The organism is Paenibacillus donghaensis (assembly GCF_002192415.1).
Taxonomy (GTDB): domain Bacteria; phylum Bacillota; class Bacilli; order Paenibacillales; family Paenibacillaceae; genus Paenibacillus_AQ; species Paenibacillus_AQ donghaensis.
Map to the genome: position 1 here is coordinate 2,318,504 of NZ_CP021780.1, position 16,829 is coordinate 2,335,332.

18 protein-coding genes are annotated in these 16,829 nt (G+C 51.8%); 11 read left to right on the plus strand and 7 right to left on the minus strand.

Going from position 1 to position 16,829, the window contains the following annotated elements:
- Positions 1-70 precede the first annotated feature (70 nt).
- Both B9T62_RS09985 and B9T62_RS39930 read right to left on the minus strand, forming a co-directional pair.
- Entirely contained in the window at positions 71-943 is an 873-nt protein-coding gene (locus B9T62_RS09985) for a pentapeptide repeat-containing protein (RefSeq protein WP_425436645.1), read from the minus strand.
- A gap of 211 nt (positions 944-1,154) precedes the next feature.
- A complete protein-coding gene (locus B9T62_RS39930) occupies positions 1,155-1,301 on the minus strand; it encodes a hypothetical protein (protein ID WP_169834359.1) in 147 nt (48 codons plus the stop codon).
- Between the two features lie 163 nt (positions 1,302-1,464).
- On the opposite strand from B9T62_RS39930, the gene B9T62_RS39935 reads away from it, so the two are divergent.
- Complete coding sequence (locus B9T62_RS39935; protein WP_169834360.1) at positions 1,465-1,623, plus strand: hypothetical protein; 159 nt, start codon at positions 1,465-1,467, stop codon at positions 1,621-1,623.
- Between the two features lie 112 nt (positions 1,624-1,735).
- Here the strand turns inward: B9T62_RS39935 and B9T62_RS09995 are convergent, their stop codons facing one another.
- Both B9T62_RS09995 and B9T62_RS10000 read right to left on the minus strand, forming a co-directional pair.
- Positions 1,736-2,149: a VOC family protein gene (locus B9T62_RS09995; RefSeq protein ID WP_157685547.1), complete on the minus strand. Its 414-nt coding sequence runs from the start codon at positions 2,147-2,149 to the stop codon at positions 1,736-1,738.
- Positions 2,150-2,260: 111 nt separating this feature from the next.
- Positions 2,261-2,473 (minus strand): hypothetical protein, encoded by a 213-nt coding sequence (locus B9T62_RS10000; RefSeq protein ID WP_087915122.1) that lies wholly within the window; start codon positions 2,471-2,473, stop codon positions 2,261-2,263.
- A 392-nt stretch (positions 2,474-2,865) separates the two neighbouring features.
- Here B9T62_RS10000 and B9T62_RS10005 point away from each other — a divergent pair, with 392 nt between their 5' ends.
- The 10 genes from B9T62_RS10005 (at position 2,866) to B9T62_RS10050 (ending at position 15,444) form a co-directional block, all read left to right on the plus strand.
- Positions 2,866-4,227 (plus strand): extracellular solute-binding protein, encoded by a 1,362-nt coding sequence (locus tag B9T62_RS10005; protein ID WP_087915123.1) that lies wholly within the window; start codon positions 2,866-2,868, stop codon positions 4,225-4,227.
- A gap of 110 nt (positions 4,228-4,337) precedes the next feature.
- Positions 4,338-5,291 carry a carbohydrate ABC transporter permease gene (locus tag B9T62_RS10010; RefSeq protein WP_087915124.1) on the plus strand — a complete coding sequence of 318 codons (954 nt, stop codon included), beginning with the start codon at positions 4,338-4,340 and terminating at the stop codon, positions 5,289-5,291.
- Positions 5,288-6,151, plus strand: a complete 864-nt coding sequence (locus B9T62_RS10015; RefSeq protein ID WP_087915125.1) for a carbohydrate ABC transporter permease — start codon at positions 5,288-5,290, stop codon at positions 6,149-6,151. The genes B9T62_RS10010 and B9T62_RS10015 overlap by 4 nt, the downstream gene beginning before the upstream one ends.
- A gap of 72 nt (positions 6,152-6,223) precedes the next feature.
- Complete coding sequence (locus B9T62_RS10020) at positions 6,224-7,948, plus strand: cache domain-containing sensor histidine kinase (protein ID WP_087915126.1); 1,725 nt, start codon at positions 6,224-6,226, stop codon at positions 7,946-7,948.
- A gap of 33 nt (positions 7,949-7,981) precedes the next feature.
- The gene (locus B9T62_RS10025) at positions 7,982-9,328 is read left to right on the plus strand and encodes an ABC transporter substrate-binding protein (RefSeq protein WP_087915127.1); all 1,347 of its coding nucleotides are present in this window, start codon (positions 7,982-7,984) and stop codon (positions 9,326-9,328) included.
- A 16-nt stretch (positions 9,329-9,344) separates the two neighbouring features.
- Positions 9,345-10,943, plus strand: coding sequence for a response regulator (locus B9T62_RS10030; protein ID WP_087915128.1), 1,599 nt, complete (start codon positions 9,345-9,347; stop codon positions 10,941-10,943).
- A gap of 511 nt (positions 10,944-11,454) precedes the next feature.
- Entirely contained in the window at positions 11,455-12,306 is an 852-nt protein-coding gene (locus B9T62_RS10035; protein WP_157685548.1) for a hypothetical protein, read from the plus strand.
- A gap of 168 nt (positions 12,307-12,474) precedes the next feature.
- Entirely contained in the window at positions 12,475-13,542 is a 1,068-nt protein-coding gene (gene desA, locus B9T62_RS10040) for a Delta(5) desaturase DesA (protein WP_087915130.1), read from the plus strand.
- Between the two features lie 163 nt (positions 13,543-13,705).
- Positions 13,706-14,842 (plus strand): sensor histidine kinase, encoded by a 1,137-nt coding sequence (locus tag B9T62_RS10045; RefSeq protein ID WP_087915131.1) that lies wholly within the window; start codon positions 13,706-13,708, stop codon positions 14,840-14,842.
- Positions 14,842-15,444 (plus strand): response regulator transcription factor, encoded by a 603-nt coding sequence (locus tag B9T62_RS10050; RefSeq protein WP_087915132.1) that lies wholly within the window; start codon positions 14,842-14,844, stop codon positions 15,442-15,444. Before B9T62_RS10045 ends, B9T62_RS10050 begins: the two co-directional genes overlap by 1 nt.
- Positions 15,445-15,525: 81 nt before the next feature.
- On the opposite strand, the gene B9T62_RS41455 is transcribed toward B9T62_RS10050, so the two are convergent.
- From B9T62_RS41455 to B9T62_RS10060, 3 genes are read right to left on the minus strand one after another with little or no spacing between them, the layout of a single operon-like run.
- A complete protein-coding gene (locus B9T62_RS41455; protein WP_342746189.1) occupies positions 15,526-15,759 on the minus strand; it encodes a DUF5823 family protein in 234 nt (77 codons plus the stop codon).
- Positions 15,687-15,866 (minus strand): DUF5823 family protein, encoded by a 180-nt coding sequence (locus B9T62_RS10055; protein WP_087915133.1) that lies wholly within the window; start codon positions 15,864-15,866, stop codon positions 15,687-15,689. The genes B9T62_RS41455 and B9T62_RS10055 overlap by 73 nt, the downstream gene beginning before the upstream one ends.
- A gap of 16 nt (positions 15,867-15,882) precedes the next feature.
- A complete protein-coding gene (locus B9T62_RS10060) occupies positions 15,883-16,824 on the minus strand; it encodes a helix-turn-helix domain-containing protein (RefSeq protein WP_169834361.1) in 942 nt (313 codons plus the stop codon).
- Positions 16,825-16,829: the final 5 nt, after the last annotated feature.

Consider the following 16,829-nt stretch of genomic DNA (forward strand, 5'->3'; position numbering starts at 1 on the left):
CATAGTTTACGTAAGGGTATGTGCTTGATGCACAGGGTATGCCAAATCCCGGCTATGCCGAATAAAATTCTCAATCCGTCCAGTGACCCGGACGGAGAAGACCCGGCGGCAGCTTGGTCGCCTGATCCCCGGTGGCCGAGTTCACCTGGGCCTGCGTCAGGAAGAGGCTGCCCGTCAGGTCGGCACCACTGAGATTGGTGTCGCGGAGGTCGGCGCCGATCAGATCGGCCCCACGCAGATCGGCTCCTTGCAAGTCGGCGGCAATCAGGAACGCGCTTCTCAGGTTCGCGCCTCTGAGATTAGCCTTCCGCAGCTTCGCGCCAAACAGATTGGCGCCCCGGCCGTACTTCTTGGCCTGGGCGGAGGAGCCGCCCGCCTGGCGCAGCGCTTCGGCGCGCACTAGCTCGCTGCACTCCAGGAGCAGCGTGTTGACCTTCTCACGCTGGGCAGTGATGTCCAACTGCAGCAGCTGCTCCGGGGCATGCTCGCTGAGCTGCTGTGTTTCGTTCAGCGCGGCCTGCAGCTTAGTCTGCAGCGGGCTGCCTTCGGGCTGCAGCGGCAGCGCTTCAGTCAGATACCAGAGCAGCTCATGCAGATGCCTCATCATCACGAACACGTCGAACATCTGTTGTGCGCCTGCGGGATGCTGCAGCCAGCTGAGACCGCTGAAGGTCAAGTGCGACACCTTCTGTCCGGCGCCGAAGCAGTCATACACCGTACAGCCCTTGAAGCCCATGCTTCGGAGGTTCAGGTGCACGCCGCAGCTGTAATCCTCCTGAAGGTTAGGGCAAGGCTCGCCGGCGGCTTTATCGATGGCGAAATCGGCAGATGCGGCGAACGGAAGCGCAGCACAGCAGAGGCCAAAGCATTGTCCACAGTCAGCCTGCAGCTTGGGACTGACGCTCTCAGGAGTATGCTGTGTATTTTCACTATTCATGGACAACGATGGTTCCCCCAATTCAATTCTCAATTCTTCTATACTATTAAAGAATGATAGCTCCGTCAATGTGGTTGACGGGATTCCGCAGGAGGAATAAGCTTTAGCTGACTGTGTTTATCATCATTTTCCGTGAATCTCTGCGACGATCGATGAGCGGATTCGCTGCCTGGGCGGGCGGACCATAGATCTGTATCAGCTATGTCGGTGTCAGCAATTACTCGCCAAGCAGATGGTTGAAGCCCACAAGCAGCTTCAGCAGTACGGGCTTACCCTGGTATCGAACCAGGTGAAATACAATCTGCTGCACCGGATCATTGATCAGAATGGCCATAAAGTAAAAAATTGAGCTGTATACATTCACTGTTTCCTTACCTTTTTCTCCGTACCGCTTTGGGTGCGGGGAATTTTTTTTGCGAAATTGCATTAAAACTGTTTAGGACTGGAAAGGGCAGGTTAAATAAGAGATAAGAAAATGCGCATTCACGCAACAACAGGAGAAGATTACGGAAGGAGGTTGAATCTATATGAGCGTAACGGTACATAATTTAATGGCTTACAATCATCAGTTTTTTAGACCTCAGCCCGTGGTCAATCCCAAGTCGGAACGCAGCAATGACAACAGCAAGAGCTTTCAGGAAGTCCTGAACGAGAAAATGAAGACCAATAGCGGATATTCCAAATAAAGCACACTCCCCGTTATAAACACACAAAAACAGCCGGATACGCCACCCTGTGAGGGTTAAGCGTTCCGGCTGTTTTTTGTGGACTTCAGAATAACAAAAAGGCCATCAGCTTTTACTGCGCATGGATGATGTTGGTCGCCCCGAAGGAATTCCCGTCTGGATCGCTGAAGCCGAATCCGCCAAGTCCATCTCTGCCCGGGATCAGATTCAGTGTGGTCACAGGAATCTCATTATCCGCCAGGTAGATGTGGAAGCCTTCCAGGTCAGGTACATAGAAATCGATGACACTGTGAGTGACTCCGGTGAAGCTGTTAACGAAGGTAAGCTTGTCAGCCGATTCTGTTCTTACTAAATAAATCAACGGTGAATTCGCCGTGGTGCCCGGCAGGCGGATCAAGGCGGCGTCAGGGGCCTCGTCCACAATCTCGGTGCCAAGATACTTCTCATACCACAACAACGAACGTTTGAGGTCGGACACCGGAATTTCCAGAGTTGTGATAAAAGACATAGGTTTCACTGTAGACATTATGATCGCTCCTCTATGAGTAGTAGGGTGGATTAACGCTTGCTTCTCACATGTGCGGACTTGCGGACCTTGCATAGCCCGCAGGTATCCAGTGTACCGCTCATCCATGACTTAAGATCTGACTTCGAAGAATTCGCAGGTGCGGCGTGAATAGTAAGTCAAATCACTGACACGTGATTGAATGACCACATCGGAATCGGTGAAGCGGACCACCTTGGCGCCGGAATTGACCAGATGCGCCTTCTCGAAGACGCGGACGGTCAGCTTGCGGTCAGCAGCATCCTGGAAATCGCTGTCTGTCAGTAGCGGTCTGTTAATCGGCATCGCAGATTGTCTCCTTTAAAATATAAGAATTTATATGTTCCACGCTATAATTTATCCTTCTATTTCGCAGAAACGGATGCCTGAAAGCGATACGTAGTATCGCTGCTTCGGAAGCATACGCTTTGCGGAGGACGGCGAAGCCGTTTCTACTTAACTGTATGGGATTCATAAGGTGGAAATAAAACCAGTATACCTGCCCGGCATACAGAAATCCAATCGCATAGAACGTGAACTTAAGAATGTTACATAAGGAGTTGACAGGGAACCGCTATGCATCTTATTTAGACCGTAATAATTTCCACCTAAAATCGGGGATTTGCCTCCTCAAAAAAAACAATCGCCTACGGTACACTAAATCTTGTAAGAGAAACCTTTGAAAGGGGTACAAAGGAATGAAAAAAGGAAAACACCTGGCGCTGACGCTTTCAGCGATCATGCTGGTAGGAGCGCTCGCAGGCTGCGGGGGCAACAACACTAATAATGGGGGCAAGAATGAGGCCGCGGGGAACACCCCGGCAGCAGCGACAGACAAGCCGGCAGCCACTGATGAGGCAACAGAACCGGCTGAGAAGGTTGAGCTTTCTTTCTGGACATTGGGCAACGTCAACTATGAAGATCTGGCCAAAGAATATACGAAATTGCATCCGAACATTACGTTTAAGGTTCAGAACACCGGTGACCAGACGGCTCACCACAACAATTTGACGACTGCGCTTTCCGCAGGCTCGGGAGCACCTGATATTTTCCATCTTGAAATCGGTTTCATGGAGCGTTTCCTTAGCGCACAGGATAAATTCTACAACCTGAATGATCTGGGTGCGAAAGATATTCAGGCCAATTACCTGGATTGGAAATGGAAGCAGGCGTCCTCGCTGGACGGCAGCTTCCAGCTGGGACTTCCAACTGACATCGGGCCTACTGTTGTGTACTACCGCACGGATCTGGCTGAGGCAGCCGGTCTGCCAAGCGATCCTGAAGGCTTCGGCGCTGCAATTGATACCTGGGATAAATTCGCGAGCGTAGCGAAAGCATTCAAGGAAAAAACCGGCAAACCGTTTGCCGACCTGACCGATCTGGTCTACAACGCACTGCGTGACCAATCCGCTGACGAAATCTACTTCAGCAAAGCAGATGGCAGCTTCATCGGCGATACCAATCCGCAGGTCCGCAAAGCTTATGACTTCACAGTCAAAGGCATTCAGGAAGGCTGGATCAGCAACCTGATGCTGTGGTCACCGGAGTGGGGCCAAGGCATGACAGAAGGCGGCTTCGCGGTTGTTCTTGGACCGGCATGGATGGCGGGCAATATCAAGAGCAACGCACCGGATTCTTCCGGCAAATGGCAGATTGCTCAGCTTCCTGAAGGTGCCGGCAACTGGGGTGGTTCATTCTTCACCCTGCCTAAAGAAGGCAAACATTCCAAAGAAGCTTATGAATTCATAGCATGGCTGGACAGCAAGGACAGCCAGCTGGCTTCCTTCAAGACCAAAGGTCTGATGCCTTCCATTCCTGCCCTGTATGAAGATCCTGCCTTCGTGGACTTCAAGGATGAATTCTTTGCCGGCCAGCAGACTGCCGTTGAATACGGCAAAGCGGCAAACCGCGTAAAACCTGTGTACTACGGTCCGCTGCATGACCAAACGGATACGTTCTTCAAGAATGCGCTCAAGAACGTGCTGGAGAAAAAAGCAGATCCGAACAAAGAGTGGGATGAAGCAGTTAAACAAGCAAAAACATTGGCAGAACGCGGCTAGGCTACTCTAGTCTGGCGCGGAGCAGAACCTGTAAAGCGTCCGGATTCATGGAGTGTGCAGCTGCGCGCCATGAATCCGGATTTATACGTTATATTACCTGGAGGTGTGACATGGCGCAACCCGCTATTACGAGTCCGCATGCCGAGAGCAAACGCCCTTTTTTAACTGAACAAAGACGGAGCCGCATTACAGCCTATACTTTCATATCTCCCTTCTTTATTCTGTTCTCGATATTCGGACTGTACCCAATCTTTTTTACAATTTACTTGTCATTCTTTAAATGGGATGCACTCGGCCCCATGAAATATGTCGGCCTCAAAAATTATGATCTGGTCACAAGTGACCCAACGTTCTGGATCTCCTTCACCAACACGCTGATTATGGGTCTGATGGGCACCGTACCGCAGATTCTGCTCGCGCTGCTGGTAGCTGTGCTGCTGAATTCCGGGATGACCAAGTTCAAAAAGACGTTTCGTATCCTTTATTTCATGCCCAATATCACCTCCATTGTAGCCGTTACGCTGGTATTCAGTACCTTGTTCGGCAACAACGGGATGATTAACTGGCTGCTGAATAGTCTGGGACTGGACAGTATGGCCTTTAACTCCGGCTGGTGGGGCGTCAAGATTGCCATCTCGACCATGGTCATGTGGCGGTGGATGGGCTATAACGCGATCATCTTCTTGTCCGGCTTGCAGAGTATTCCGACGGATCTCTATGAAGCCGCGCGTATTGATGGAGCGAACAGGAGACAGCAGCTTACCTTCATCACGCTGCCTCTCCTGAAGCCTTTTATTATCTTCGTTACCTTGCTCTCGACCATTGGAGCCTTGCAGCTCTTCACTGAGCCGTACGTCTTCCTGGGCCAATCGGGTACCGGATCGACACGTCAGGAAGGCATTACCATGGTTACCTATCTGTATAGCGAAGCATTCCGCAACGGATTCTTTGGTACAGCGGCGGCAACTGCAGTTCTGCTGTTTCTGGTCACGATTATTTTCTCTGTCCTCAACATGCTGGTATCTAACCGCTTGGGCGGAGACACAGGAGGAGGAAAAGCGTGAGCACACTGCGAGTATTCAAAAAGAAACCCGACGACCTCGGCTTTGTCGGCAAGATTCTCTATTACATCTTACTGATTGTTGGCGCGCTGGTATCCATCTTCCCGTTCTACTGGATGTTTGTGGTAGCCACCAACGATAAAGGCGCCGTATTCCATGTGCCTCCGCTGCTGACCCTGGGTGACCAATTTGTCGAGAACTTCAAGCGGGTGCTGGAGAAATCGGATTTCTTCGAGGCGCTGGGGAACTCGCTGTTTGTGGCTTCCATGGTTACGGTATCGGTCGTATTCTTCTGTACCTTGGCCGGTTATGCCTTTGCCAAATATGAATTTCCGCTGAAGAACGTCCTGTTCTACTTCGTCATTGCCACTCTGTTTGTTCCGCAGCAGCTGGGTGTACTGCCAACCTACGTCATTATGGCCAAGCTCCACTGGATCGACTCCTTCAAGGCGCTGATTGTGCCTGCGATGGTGAATGCATTCGGGATCTTCTGGATGCGGCAGTATATCTCCACCGCAGTACATACGGAGCTGATTGAAGCGGGCCGCATCGACGGCGGCGGACATTTCCGCATCTTCTGGAACATTGCGATTCCGGTCATCACACCGGCGATGGCGACGCTCGGAATACTGAACTTCATGACGGTCTGGAATGACTTCTTCTGGCCGCTCGTTGTGCTGAAGAGCAAGGAGAATTACACCATTCAGATTGCCTTACAGCAGCTGTTCACTACCCGTGACGGACTAGACTACGGAATGATCATGTCTGCCACCTTTACAGCTACGCTGCCGCTACTGGTTGTCTTCCTGTTGTTCAGCCGCTGGGTTATTGCTGGTCTGACTTCAGGTGCGATCAAAAGCTAAAGGTAAACAGGAAACAAGCCTCGCCGTGAAGAATAATAGTGTACAGAGACAGCAGGAGGAAGTGAGTGACGCTTGAAGCTTCGCCGTAAAATTTTGTTCGCTATTATTCTTCTGGTATTTATACCGGTGATCGTCATGGGCACCGTGAGTTATGTGCATTTCTCTAATGCCATGGAGAAGAAGTCAAGTAACTTCTATTGGATCTCGCTGCTGGAGACGGACCGTAAGCTGAAGTTCGCACTCAGCGAAATATCTTCCATCACCAATTCGGCTATTACGCAACCGGCGATTCAACAATCGCTGAAGCAGCCGGATTTTGTGCTGACCTATGATCTGAAGCAGGAAATCAACAACCTGCTGATCAATCATCCGATGATTACCTCATTCAGTCTTTACGGCAAGGACCGCATGCTCTATCAGTACAATGCGCCGATGTCCTTCGCTGATATGAAGAAGCAGACTTGGTACGGCGCCATGGAGCGCGCCGAAGGCCGGCCGGTATGGTCCGGTCCCGGCGAGAATGGCTCAGAGGTGTCCGGCCACCCCGTGCTGGTACAGGCGCGAGTGGTGAAGGATTATTATTCGCTGGAGGATATCGGATATCTCGTCGTTTATGTGAAGCCTGATTTACTGGACCAGATATTCTGGGAGGCGGCCACCTTGAAGAAGGGGGATATTCTGCTGGTGAACAAGCAGGGGAATATCGTCTTCAATAAGTCCGGCGAGCATATTGGACAACGCACGGAGTTTCCTTTTCTAGAGAGCGTTTACACCAAGGAACAGAATTATTACATCGACAACTATCAAGAGGAGAAATCACTCATCACCTTCCTTCCATCACACAATGCAGACTGGGTTTTGGCAGCGATTACACCGATGAATCTGATCTCGTCAGAGTCGGTATCGATCCGCAATATTGCGGTGATTCTCGGCACAGTGTCGCTGCTGTCCGCCTTCATGTTCGACCGTTATTTCATCCGCAGGCTGGTGCGCAGCATCAACAGCGCAGTCAACGGCATGAAGCGGGTCAAGCAGGGGATATTCATACCCATCCCGGCCAGCCACCGGGCAGACGATGAGAGCGATCTGCTGATTGACGGCTTCAACCGGATGAGCACTCAGATCAACGAACTGATCGAGCAGGTGCAGACGGAGCAGGCGCGCAAGAAGGAAGCGGAAATGCAGGCGCTGATGGCGCAGATTAATCCGCATTTTATCTATAATTCACTGGAATCGATTAATTCGATGGCGGTATTGCAGGGCAACAAGGATATCAGCAAAATGGTGATTTCGCTCGGCAAGCTGCTGCGGATCAGCATCAGCCAGAATCAGGAGCTGATCCCGCTGCATATGGAGTTCGAGCATGTCCGCCACTATCTGGATATTCAGAAATTCCGCTTCGAGGATAAGTTCTCTTACGCTATTGATATCCCCGGGACCCTGCGCACGTATATGACACAGAAGCTGATTGTGCAGCCAATTGTGGAGAATGCGCTGTACCATGCGATTGAGCAGATGGAGGACCCCGGCTTTATCAGCATCGAAGCGCAGGAATGCGGAACGGATATGATTATCATAGTGAAGGACAACGGTCCGGGCTTCGATCTGGCTACCCTGATGAGCCTCTGGAACAAGGAGCGCAGCAATCAGAAGAAATATAACGACAGCGGAGTCGGCCTCAAAAATGTGCATGAACGCCTCAACATCCGTTTCGGCAATCCTTATGGTCTGCTGGTCTGTTCTTCCCCCGGCTTCGGGTCCACGATTTGTATTCGGATACCGAAGATTCTGCCGTAGATGAATTCACAGGGAAGAGGAGGAGGGCTTAACGTGAGATGGTTGACCAAATGGGGCTGGATTCTGTTCTACATCGTGCTGATGGCGGGTGCGGTGATCTTTATAACCTACGGGGACCGGGAACCGATCGAAGATAACTCTCCCGAGAAAATCACCCTGACGTTCCGCCATTTCTGGATTAAGGAGCACGATCGGCCGCTGCTCAGTATCTTTGAGGAGGTTGTCGACGGGTACCAGGAGGCTCACCCCAACGTGAAGGTGAACTTTGAAGGGCTGGACCAGACGATCCATCGTGAGCAGAAGCTGAAGAGTGAGATGGTGACCGGTACGCCGCCGGATATGTTTGTGCTGTTCGGTGGAGCGGAGATCGAGCCTTATGTGCGTTCCAGTCGGCTGCTGGACTTGACCGATTTCGCTGCGGAGAACGGACTGCGCAACCAGTTCAAGGATCTGCATCTGTGGACCTTCAACAACCATTTATACGGTCTGCCGATCGAAGGCAATGCGGAGCCGCTCTATTTCAATAAAAGAATCTTCAGCGAGTTGGGCATTGAGCCGCCGGCAACGCTTGCGGAACTCGATGATGCCATACTGCAGCTGAAGGCGGGCGGGTATATTCCGTTCGCGCTGGGGAATGAGGACCGCTGGCCGGCCGGGATTTTTGCCCATTATCTGATGGACCGTTATGCCGGTCCGGTGCTGATTCAGAAGCTGGTCGGCGGGCAGGATCAGGCCACCTTCCAGAACATGTATTATCTGAAGGCCTTTCAGCATCTGGAGAACTGGATCAAGGAGGAGGCCTTCAGCCCAGGCTCCAATGAGCTGTCCACTGAACAAGCCGTAAGCCTGTTCACGAGCGGGAAGGCGGCGATGTATCTGAACGGGAACTGGGACATCAATCTGTTCACGGGCGAGACCGCTCCGGCCGACTTCCAGAATCAGGTAGGCGTGATTCCGTTTCCGGCGATGACCTCGCGGGAGGAGCCTTCGATTGCCGGGGGCTATACGATTGGAATCGGATTATCCTCCACGCTGAGCGGAGCCAAGCTCGATGCGGCGCTGGAGCTGATGAAGGTCTTATACACGAAGGAAGTGCAGATGCGGATTGTGTATGAGGGGCTGCGGATTCCCTCGATGCGAATCAATGTTGATCCGGATACCACCGGTCCGGTCTTCGCCCAGGTGATGCAGATGATGGAAGAGAATACACAGAGCTTTGTTCCGTATGATAATTTGCTCTCGCCTGAGGTGAAGAAGCGGTTTCTGAGTGTAATCGAAGAAATGATCGGTGGCGGGATGCAGGCAGAGCAGGCCCTGAATGAGCTGCAGGCTGTATCCATGCAATATTGGAATCTGATCCGAAGCTCAACAGTTCAATAATTCTGGGGTGCCATGGATGGGCGCACTGCAAGAGAAATATAAAGTTCTGCTGGTCGATGACGAACCGATTATTCTGCGCAGCCTGAAGGTAGCGATCCCATGGGAGGAGCTACAGCTGGAAATCGTAGGCGAAGCGAGAAACGGGGAAGTGGCGCTGAATTTGATTGGCGAGATGAAGCCGCATATTGTAATCAGTGATATCCGCATGCCGGTCATTGACGGCATTGCTCTAATGAAGGAAGTGCTGTCGCAGAACTCGAAGCTGATCTTCATCTTCATCAGCGGCTACGGGGAGTTTGAATATGCCAGAGAAGCGCTGCGGCAGGGGGCGTTCGACTATTTGCTGAAGCCGATTGACCATGACGAGCTGGCCCAGATGCTGGAGCGGGCGCGGACGAAGCTGGACCGCCAGAAGGAGAATGAGCAGCTGATGCATTCGGTGCAGATGCTCTCCATGCTGGCCAGAGAGCGGATGTTCGCCGAGTTCACCCTTGGCAACCCGCGGCCGCTGCAGCATCTGCAATGGCTGGAGAACAGCGAGCTGGAGGGCGAATATTTCATGGCTGTCGTTCAGCTGGACGACTATGCCGCCCTGACCGCCGGATGGAGCGCAGAGGAGAAACGGTTATGGCTGTTCGCGATCCGCAACATCGTGGAGGAGTGGTCGCTTGAGCACGGCGTGCTGACGGTCTTTCCTTTTCATAACGGAGAGTGGATTCTGTTATTCCCGGGCAGTCTGAACAGCAGCAAGCGGGAGCTGGGCGAGCAGCTGGTCACCGGAATCAAACGGTACTCGAAGCTGTCCTGTTCTGTTGGCATCAGCCGCACCACCCAGGGCATCGATCAGCTGAGTACGATCTATCCGCAAGCTGCGAAAGCGCTGTATCAGCGCTTTTATTCTGGGCATGAGGGTGTGTTCATTGATGAAGAAACCGCTGTCTCCGAGAGTCGGGAGATCAAATATCCGAAGGAGCTGGAGGCTGCACTGATTGAGAGCATGCGCACACTGGACAGAGTGCGCATGCTGGCGTTGTTTGATGAGATGGCCTTGTTTATCGGCGAACAGGCTGCGCCCAAGGAAATGGCCGAACGGCTGATTGTGGAGATGGCCGTGGTGCTGTACCGGCAATTCGAGCATATGAACAACCAGACGCAGTGGTCGCTGGAGCGGCTGCTGGGCAAGCTGCACACGCTTGGAACCTTAAGCGACATGATTGCGGCGCTGAAGGAGGAATTCGAAGAGTGGATGAAGCAGGGCAACAAACCGGTCAGCCGCGAGGACGGGCGCAGCGTGGTGGAGAAGTCGAAGCGTTATATCGAGAGCAACTACCACAAGGATCTCAGCATGGAGGAGGTCTCGGAGCTGGCTGATCTCAGCATTAGCCACTTCTGCACCTTGTTCAAGCAGGTCTCGGGGTATACCTTTCTGGAGTATGTAACCCATTGCCGGATGGAGAAGGCCAAATATATACTGCAGAACAGCAATGTCAAGGTATATCAGGTTGCACCGCTGGTAGGCTATCAGGACCCGCGTTATTTCACCCAGGTGTTCAAGAAGGCAACTGGCCAGACTCCTTCGGAATACCGGGAAGAGCATACGAAACAGGCGAATTAAGCACACTAGACCGCCTTGTCCCTAGCAGAATCATTTGGCTGGGGACGAGGCGGTTTTTAAAATACGGGGGATGTCTGGATGAAATCAAATTCCTGCGTTTATACATCTTTTTAGGGAAGGACAGTTCGATCTGACGGAATACCTGCGAAAATACATCTTTTTCTCGTACAGTTCGACTTTTAAACCGATAAGCACTCAATTACCTGTATTTTTGCAGGAATATTCGTCTATAGGCGCGAATTCTCTGAAATACCTGCACTTTTGCAGCTTTGCCGGTTAAACCCACTAGTATGGCCTGTTTTGCCGATACAGCGGCTTATGCGGTCCGCTAGACTCCAAACCATTGCAGAAGGAGGAATTAGGAGCTATAGGGTCCGCTAGGACGTGGGTTACCTGAAGTTCGGGTGGGGGGAGGGTTTGGATTAAAGTAGCGCGATCCCCTAACATTCTTGAGTAACCTTCTATATCCTAGCAGGTCCTGAGTAGTAACCAGGGCTTAATCTAAAAAACAGTGGAAGACTCTAAGAGTCCGCAGCAGACGGCCTGGGTATGTGTTCAGGACCCGATGAAGAATAATATGGATTATGTGCTGCCGCTGTACGGGCGGGCGCAGTTGGATAAGGTCAAAGCGATCCGCAGCATCACTGGCGACTATATAGGGAATATCGGGCAGCAGTCTGTCTTTCATCAGCAGGATCTGTTTAATTCCAAGAAAGCAGACAAGCTTGATCTGCTGGAAATTGTCCAAGGGCAATTGAAGAAGCGGACGGTGGTCAAGCTGCCTCTTCCGCAGTGCGAAAGTCTCACCATAGACGCCGATCAAAACCTGCAGGCGTTCTCTCGTGAGAATGGAGGGCTGCTGCAACGCCAGCTGCAGCCGGACGGCCAGCTCCTGCGGCAACGTGTGATTGAGCTGGAATGTGATCTGTTTCTGGTCTTATCCGCTTCTTTTGAACAGGGCACTGAGTTGATAGCCGTTACGGACCTGCAGTTGGAATACGTCACTGTACAGCCAGGCGGACAAATCAACCGCAAGCTGCTGATCACACTGGGGACGGAGATATATTCCATCTGGAGCGCCGAGAAGCTGGAAGGATCGTGTTACCTGTTCCGGTTCACCCATGAATCAGGCAATGGCTGGGCGGTTCTGCAGGGCGGAGAGCTTACCTCGTTGTTCATCACAACTGGCGATGGGGTGTACACAGACCGCATCAGCAAGGAAGTGATCGACCTTGGCGATCAGCCTGTCGTGCTGTCGGACCTTACGGCTTCTGTTGCCGGCCATTATACTGTCCAATTATATGAGCAAGCACCCAGATTAGAGACGGTACGGACAATATACTTACTGACCAAGCGGCTATAATAAGCTATCCTGCCCAGAGGTTTTCCGGTCGATCGCCACTTCAGGGACTATGACATATGTCATAGTCCCTAGTTGATGTTTATGACTTATAGGGTGACACTTTTTTACCTATACTTAGCATATAAGAATACACCTGAACCCGGACATCACAAGGAGGATACTATACAGATGACTACCAAACAGACATCCCAGCTCTCCAGTCTCAAAAAAAGCGTTGCCCCTTACGAAAAAAATAATCGCAATGCGAGCATAAGGCAGCTCATCAACAGCCTGGGGCCGCTTGTGCTCTCCTGGAGCGCCGCTTATTTCAGCCTTTCCGTATCCTATTGGCTTACCCTTGTCTTCGCCGTTATCACGGCCGGATTCGTAATCCGTACCTTTATTATTTGCCACGACTGCTGTCATGGCTCCTTCTTCAAGAGCCGTAAGGCCAATGATATCGTGGGCACCATTACGGGCATCGTATCACTGGTCCCCTACCGTCAGTGGAAGCACAGCCACTCCATTCACCATGCGGGCAGCAGCAACCTCGACAAAAGAGGGATCGGCGATATCTGGATTATGACCGTGGAGGAATATGAGGCTGCGAGTGCCTGGAAACGTCTGTATTACCGCATTTACCGTAATCCGCTGGTTATCTTCGGGATCGGACCGATTGCTGTGTTCGTGATCCAGTACCGCTTCAATGCCAAAGGTGCAAGACGCAAGGAACGCATGAACACCTATATAACCAACCTGTCCATCGCTGCACTTTACGGCGGAATGATCTGGCTGATCGGCTGGCAGGCCTTCCTGCTGGTACATCTCCCGATTGTGTTCATCTCCGGTTTCCTCGGCATCTGGCTGTTCTATGTGCAGCATCAGTTTGAGGATACCTTCTTCGAGAAGGAAGACGAATGGAGTTATGTGAAGGCTGCCGTGGAAGGAAGCTCATACTACAAGCTGCCTAAGCTGCTGCAGTGGTTCACCGGGAATATCGGCTTCCATCATGTCCATCACTTAAGCCCGAAGGTGCCTAACTATAACCTGGAGAAGGCACATAATGCTACACCGCCGTTGCAGCAGGCAACCACGATTACGATCGGTACCAGCCTGAAGGCGATCCGTTTCCGCTTATGGGATGAGGAGAGCAAGCAGTTCATCAGCTTTAAGCAGAACAAGGCCAGAATGCGCGAACTGAAGTCGGCAGCAGAAGAGCTGCTGAAGGTTCGTACCCGGAGACTGCAAGGGGAATAACATATGCCGGATATGAGCTGAGCACAGAGCAATAAACAAGGGGGAGACCGGAGCCGGTTTGGGAACACAGGCTGTGTGCTTCCCCATTTGTTGTGTTTTGCCGGAAATCGGGCGATTTGTGCTAAAATAGAGATAATCTAATTCTGGCAAAAGGATGGCTGACATGCAGAAGTGGCATCATATTTTTCATAAGAATACGGGCCTCAGCCCTTATGTGTGGGTCGTGTTTTACATCCTGCCTTTCTATTTCATCTTCCGCTCCTCCTCACCTTATCAGGTAGCATCAGGCATTGTAATGATTGTTGTATTTTTCGTCTGTTATGTCCTGTCCTTTGTCTCCAAAGGCTGGCTGGTTTACTTCTGGACAAGTGTGCAGATTGTGGTATCGATTGCGATGACCCTGCTGTTTGGCTATGTTTATTTCTCGCTGTTCCTGGCTTTTTTTATCGGCAATATTCAGAATCGGGCGGGCTTCTTCACCCTGTATTCTATCCATCTGACGACCACGATCATTGCAATCAATTATGAGCTGATCACGCGCAATCCGGTGTTTATCAATCAGCTGCCGTTTGTGCTGGTCAGCATGATTGCTGTGATTCTGTTGCCGATCAGCACCTATAACAAGAACAACCATGACAAGCTGCAGGTGAAGCTGGAGGATGCCAACAAACGGATCTCCGAGCTGGTGAAGATTGAGGAGCGGCAGCGGATCGCCCGTGATCTGCATGACACCCTGGGGCAGAAGCTCTCGCTGATCGGACTCAAAAGTGATCTCGCCAGCAAGCTGGTCCACAAAAACCCTGCCCAGGCCGTCACGGAAATGAATGATGTACGCCAAACGGCTCGCAGTGCGCTTAAGGAGGTGCGGGAGATGGTCACGCAGATGCGCGGCATCCGGCTGGAGGATGAGATCATCCGCGTAAAGCAGCTGCTGGCGGCGGCAGAGATTGAGTTCGAGCTGGAAGGCAATCCGAAGCTGACCAACACGTCTCTGATTACCGAAAATGTTGTCAGCATGTGCATTAAGGAGGCAGTCACCAATGTGGTGAGACACAGCGGGGCGGAAACCTGCCGCATCCTGATCGAGCCGTCGCGTACCGAGCTGACGATCCGGATCAAGGACAACGGCGCCGGGATTCCCGGCAACAATATATATGCTAAAGGCCATGGCCTGCAAGGAATGAGAGAACGTCTTGAATTTGTAAATGGCAGCATGGATATTCAACGTGATCAAGGCACGACACTCGTAATTAAAGTGCCCAACGTCTTCCAGCAGCCGGAACCGGAGGTAGTTATATAATGATAACCATAGTTATTGCTGAGGATCAGCGGATGCTGCTCGGTGCACTGGCATCTCTCTTGGACCTGGAGGAAGATATGAAGGTAGTCGGCCGGGCCAGCAACGGGGAAGAGGCGGTCAAGCTGGTGGAGCAGCTTCATCCCGATATCTGTATTATGGATATCGAGATGCCGGCCATGAGCGGGCTGGAGGCGGCGGAAGCACTGAAGCAGTCAGGCTGCAAAACGATGATTCTGACCACGTTTGCCCGGGCCGGTTATTTCGAACGGGCGGTGAAAGCGGGCGTGCATGCTTATTTGCTCAAGGACAGCCCAAGCGAGGAGCTGGCGCTGTCCATCCGCAGTGTGATGGCCGGACGGCGGATGTATGCCCCTGAGCTGATGGATGAAGCGTACAGCGGTGAGACGAACCCGCTGACCCAGCGGGAGAAGGAAGTGCTCGGCCTGATCGCCGACGGAAAGAACACGAAGGAGATCGCCAGCGAGTTGTATATCACCACCGGCACGGTCCGCAACTATATCTCCGTGATTCTCGACAAGCTGGATGTAGGTAACCGGATCGAAGCCATTACCCGGTTCAAGGAAAAGGGCTGGTTTAAGTGACTGGATAGCAGCTTGGCCTGAGCATGACGAAATGGCTGGAAACCCGGGCAACCGGGATTTCCAGCCATTTCAAGTCTGACGCTAACCTTTGGCATCCGGCTCGAAGAGTCCTTCTCTCTGCAGAAGCTTGTCCAGGAACGCAAACACGCCGCTGAGGATGGATAATGTAATGACATAAGACTTCGATACAGCCACTCCCTGCAGAATGGAACTGTCGCACAGCAGGAATAATACATACGCCGCTACCGAGCATACAAGAAATGAGCTGATTTCCGGGAATAGATGAGCACGAACACCATAAAGACAGCCATCCAGGTATAGAAGTACACCGGCAGCCTCCCGGTGAATAAATCACTCAGCGACTGAAAGACCGTCTTCAAGATATGCAGGGCAAGATTAAACCATAAATTGGTGCTGCTCATATCGCTCCTCCCTTACTCAGGCTTCAAACTGCAGATTCTGTGGCTCCTTGGGGAAATCTTCCCGTCGCTCCCGCGAATCGGTAACCGGTACGTCCAGCCCCACTTCTTCAAAAGTGCAATCATCCAGCCATACGGCTCCCGTACCCGACAACAGAATTCCTATATTAAGGCAATCGGCTTCGGCCGGGATATCCAGCACGCAAGCATAATAATTCCAGTCTGCCGTTCCTTTAATGCTTCTATGCTGCATGTTGTCGAAGCCCAGCATATTCTGCAGCTTGTCATCCACGCGCATCCACAAACCGCACCAGTCACTGACCTCCTCCGTCCGCACGAAGCCGGCAAAGCGCATCCGTTTCCCCAGATAATTCACGGCGTCAAACTGCTGCATCAAGGTGCCGAATTCCTGCCCCTCCAGCGTTTCGTCCGTAATGCATTTCAATGAAACCGAGCTTCTCCCCTGATGATAAATCTGACTGTCGAGTGTTGCCTTGTATTTGCCGGGCGACGTCCCGGTGATCATCCAACCTTTAATTTCGGACATAGTTAATTCCTCTCTTTCCTGAATCAATAGTTTGATCTGCGACCTGTACTGGGCCGGAGGCAAGGCATATAACGCTTTAAATGCTCTTGTGAAAGCTTCCTGGCTCTCAAAGCCGTAGTGCAAGGCAATATCGAGAATACGTTCCTCGCTATAGAGCAGCAGTTGGGCGGCAGAGCTTAACCTTCTGGAGCGGATAAATTCAGCCACACTTTTGCCGACATACTTCTGGAAAATCCGGTGGAAATGAAATTTGGAGAATCCGGCTTCTTTGGCGATCCGGTCCAGATTCAGCTCCTCATCCAAATGCTGCTCAATAAATTCAATGCTTTTGTGGATCACCTTGTAATACAGTGTGTTCACCTCCTTGGCTCTGGCTTTACTATAATACAAGGTGCCGGGCTGTTTTTTGATCATTCTTG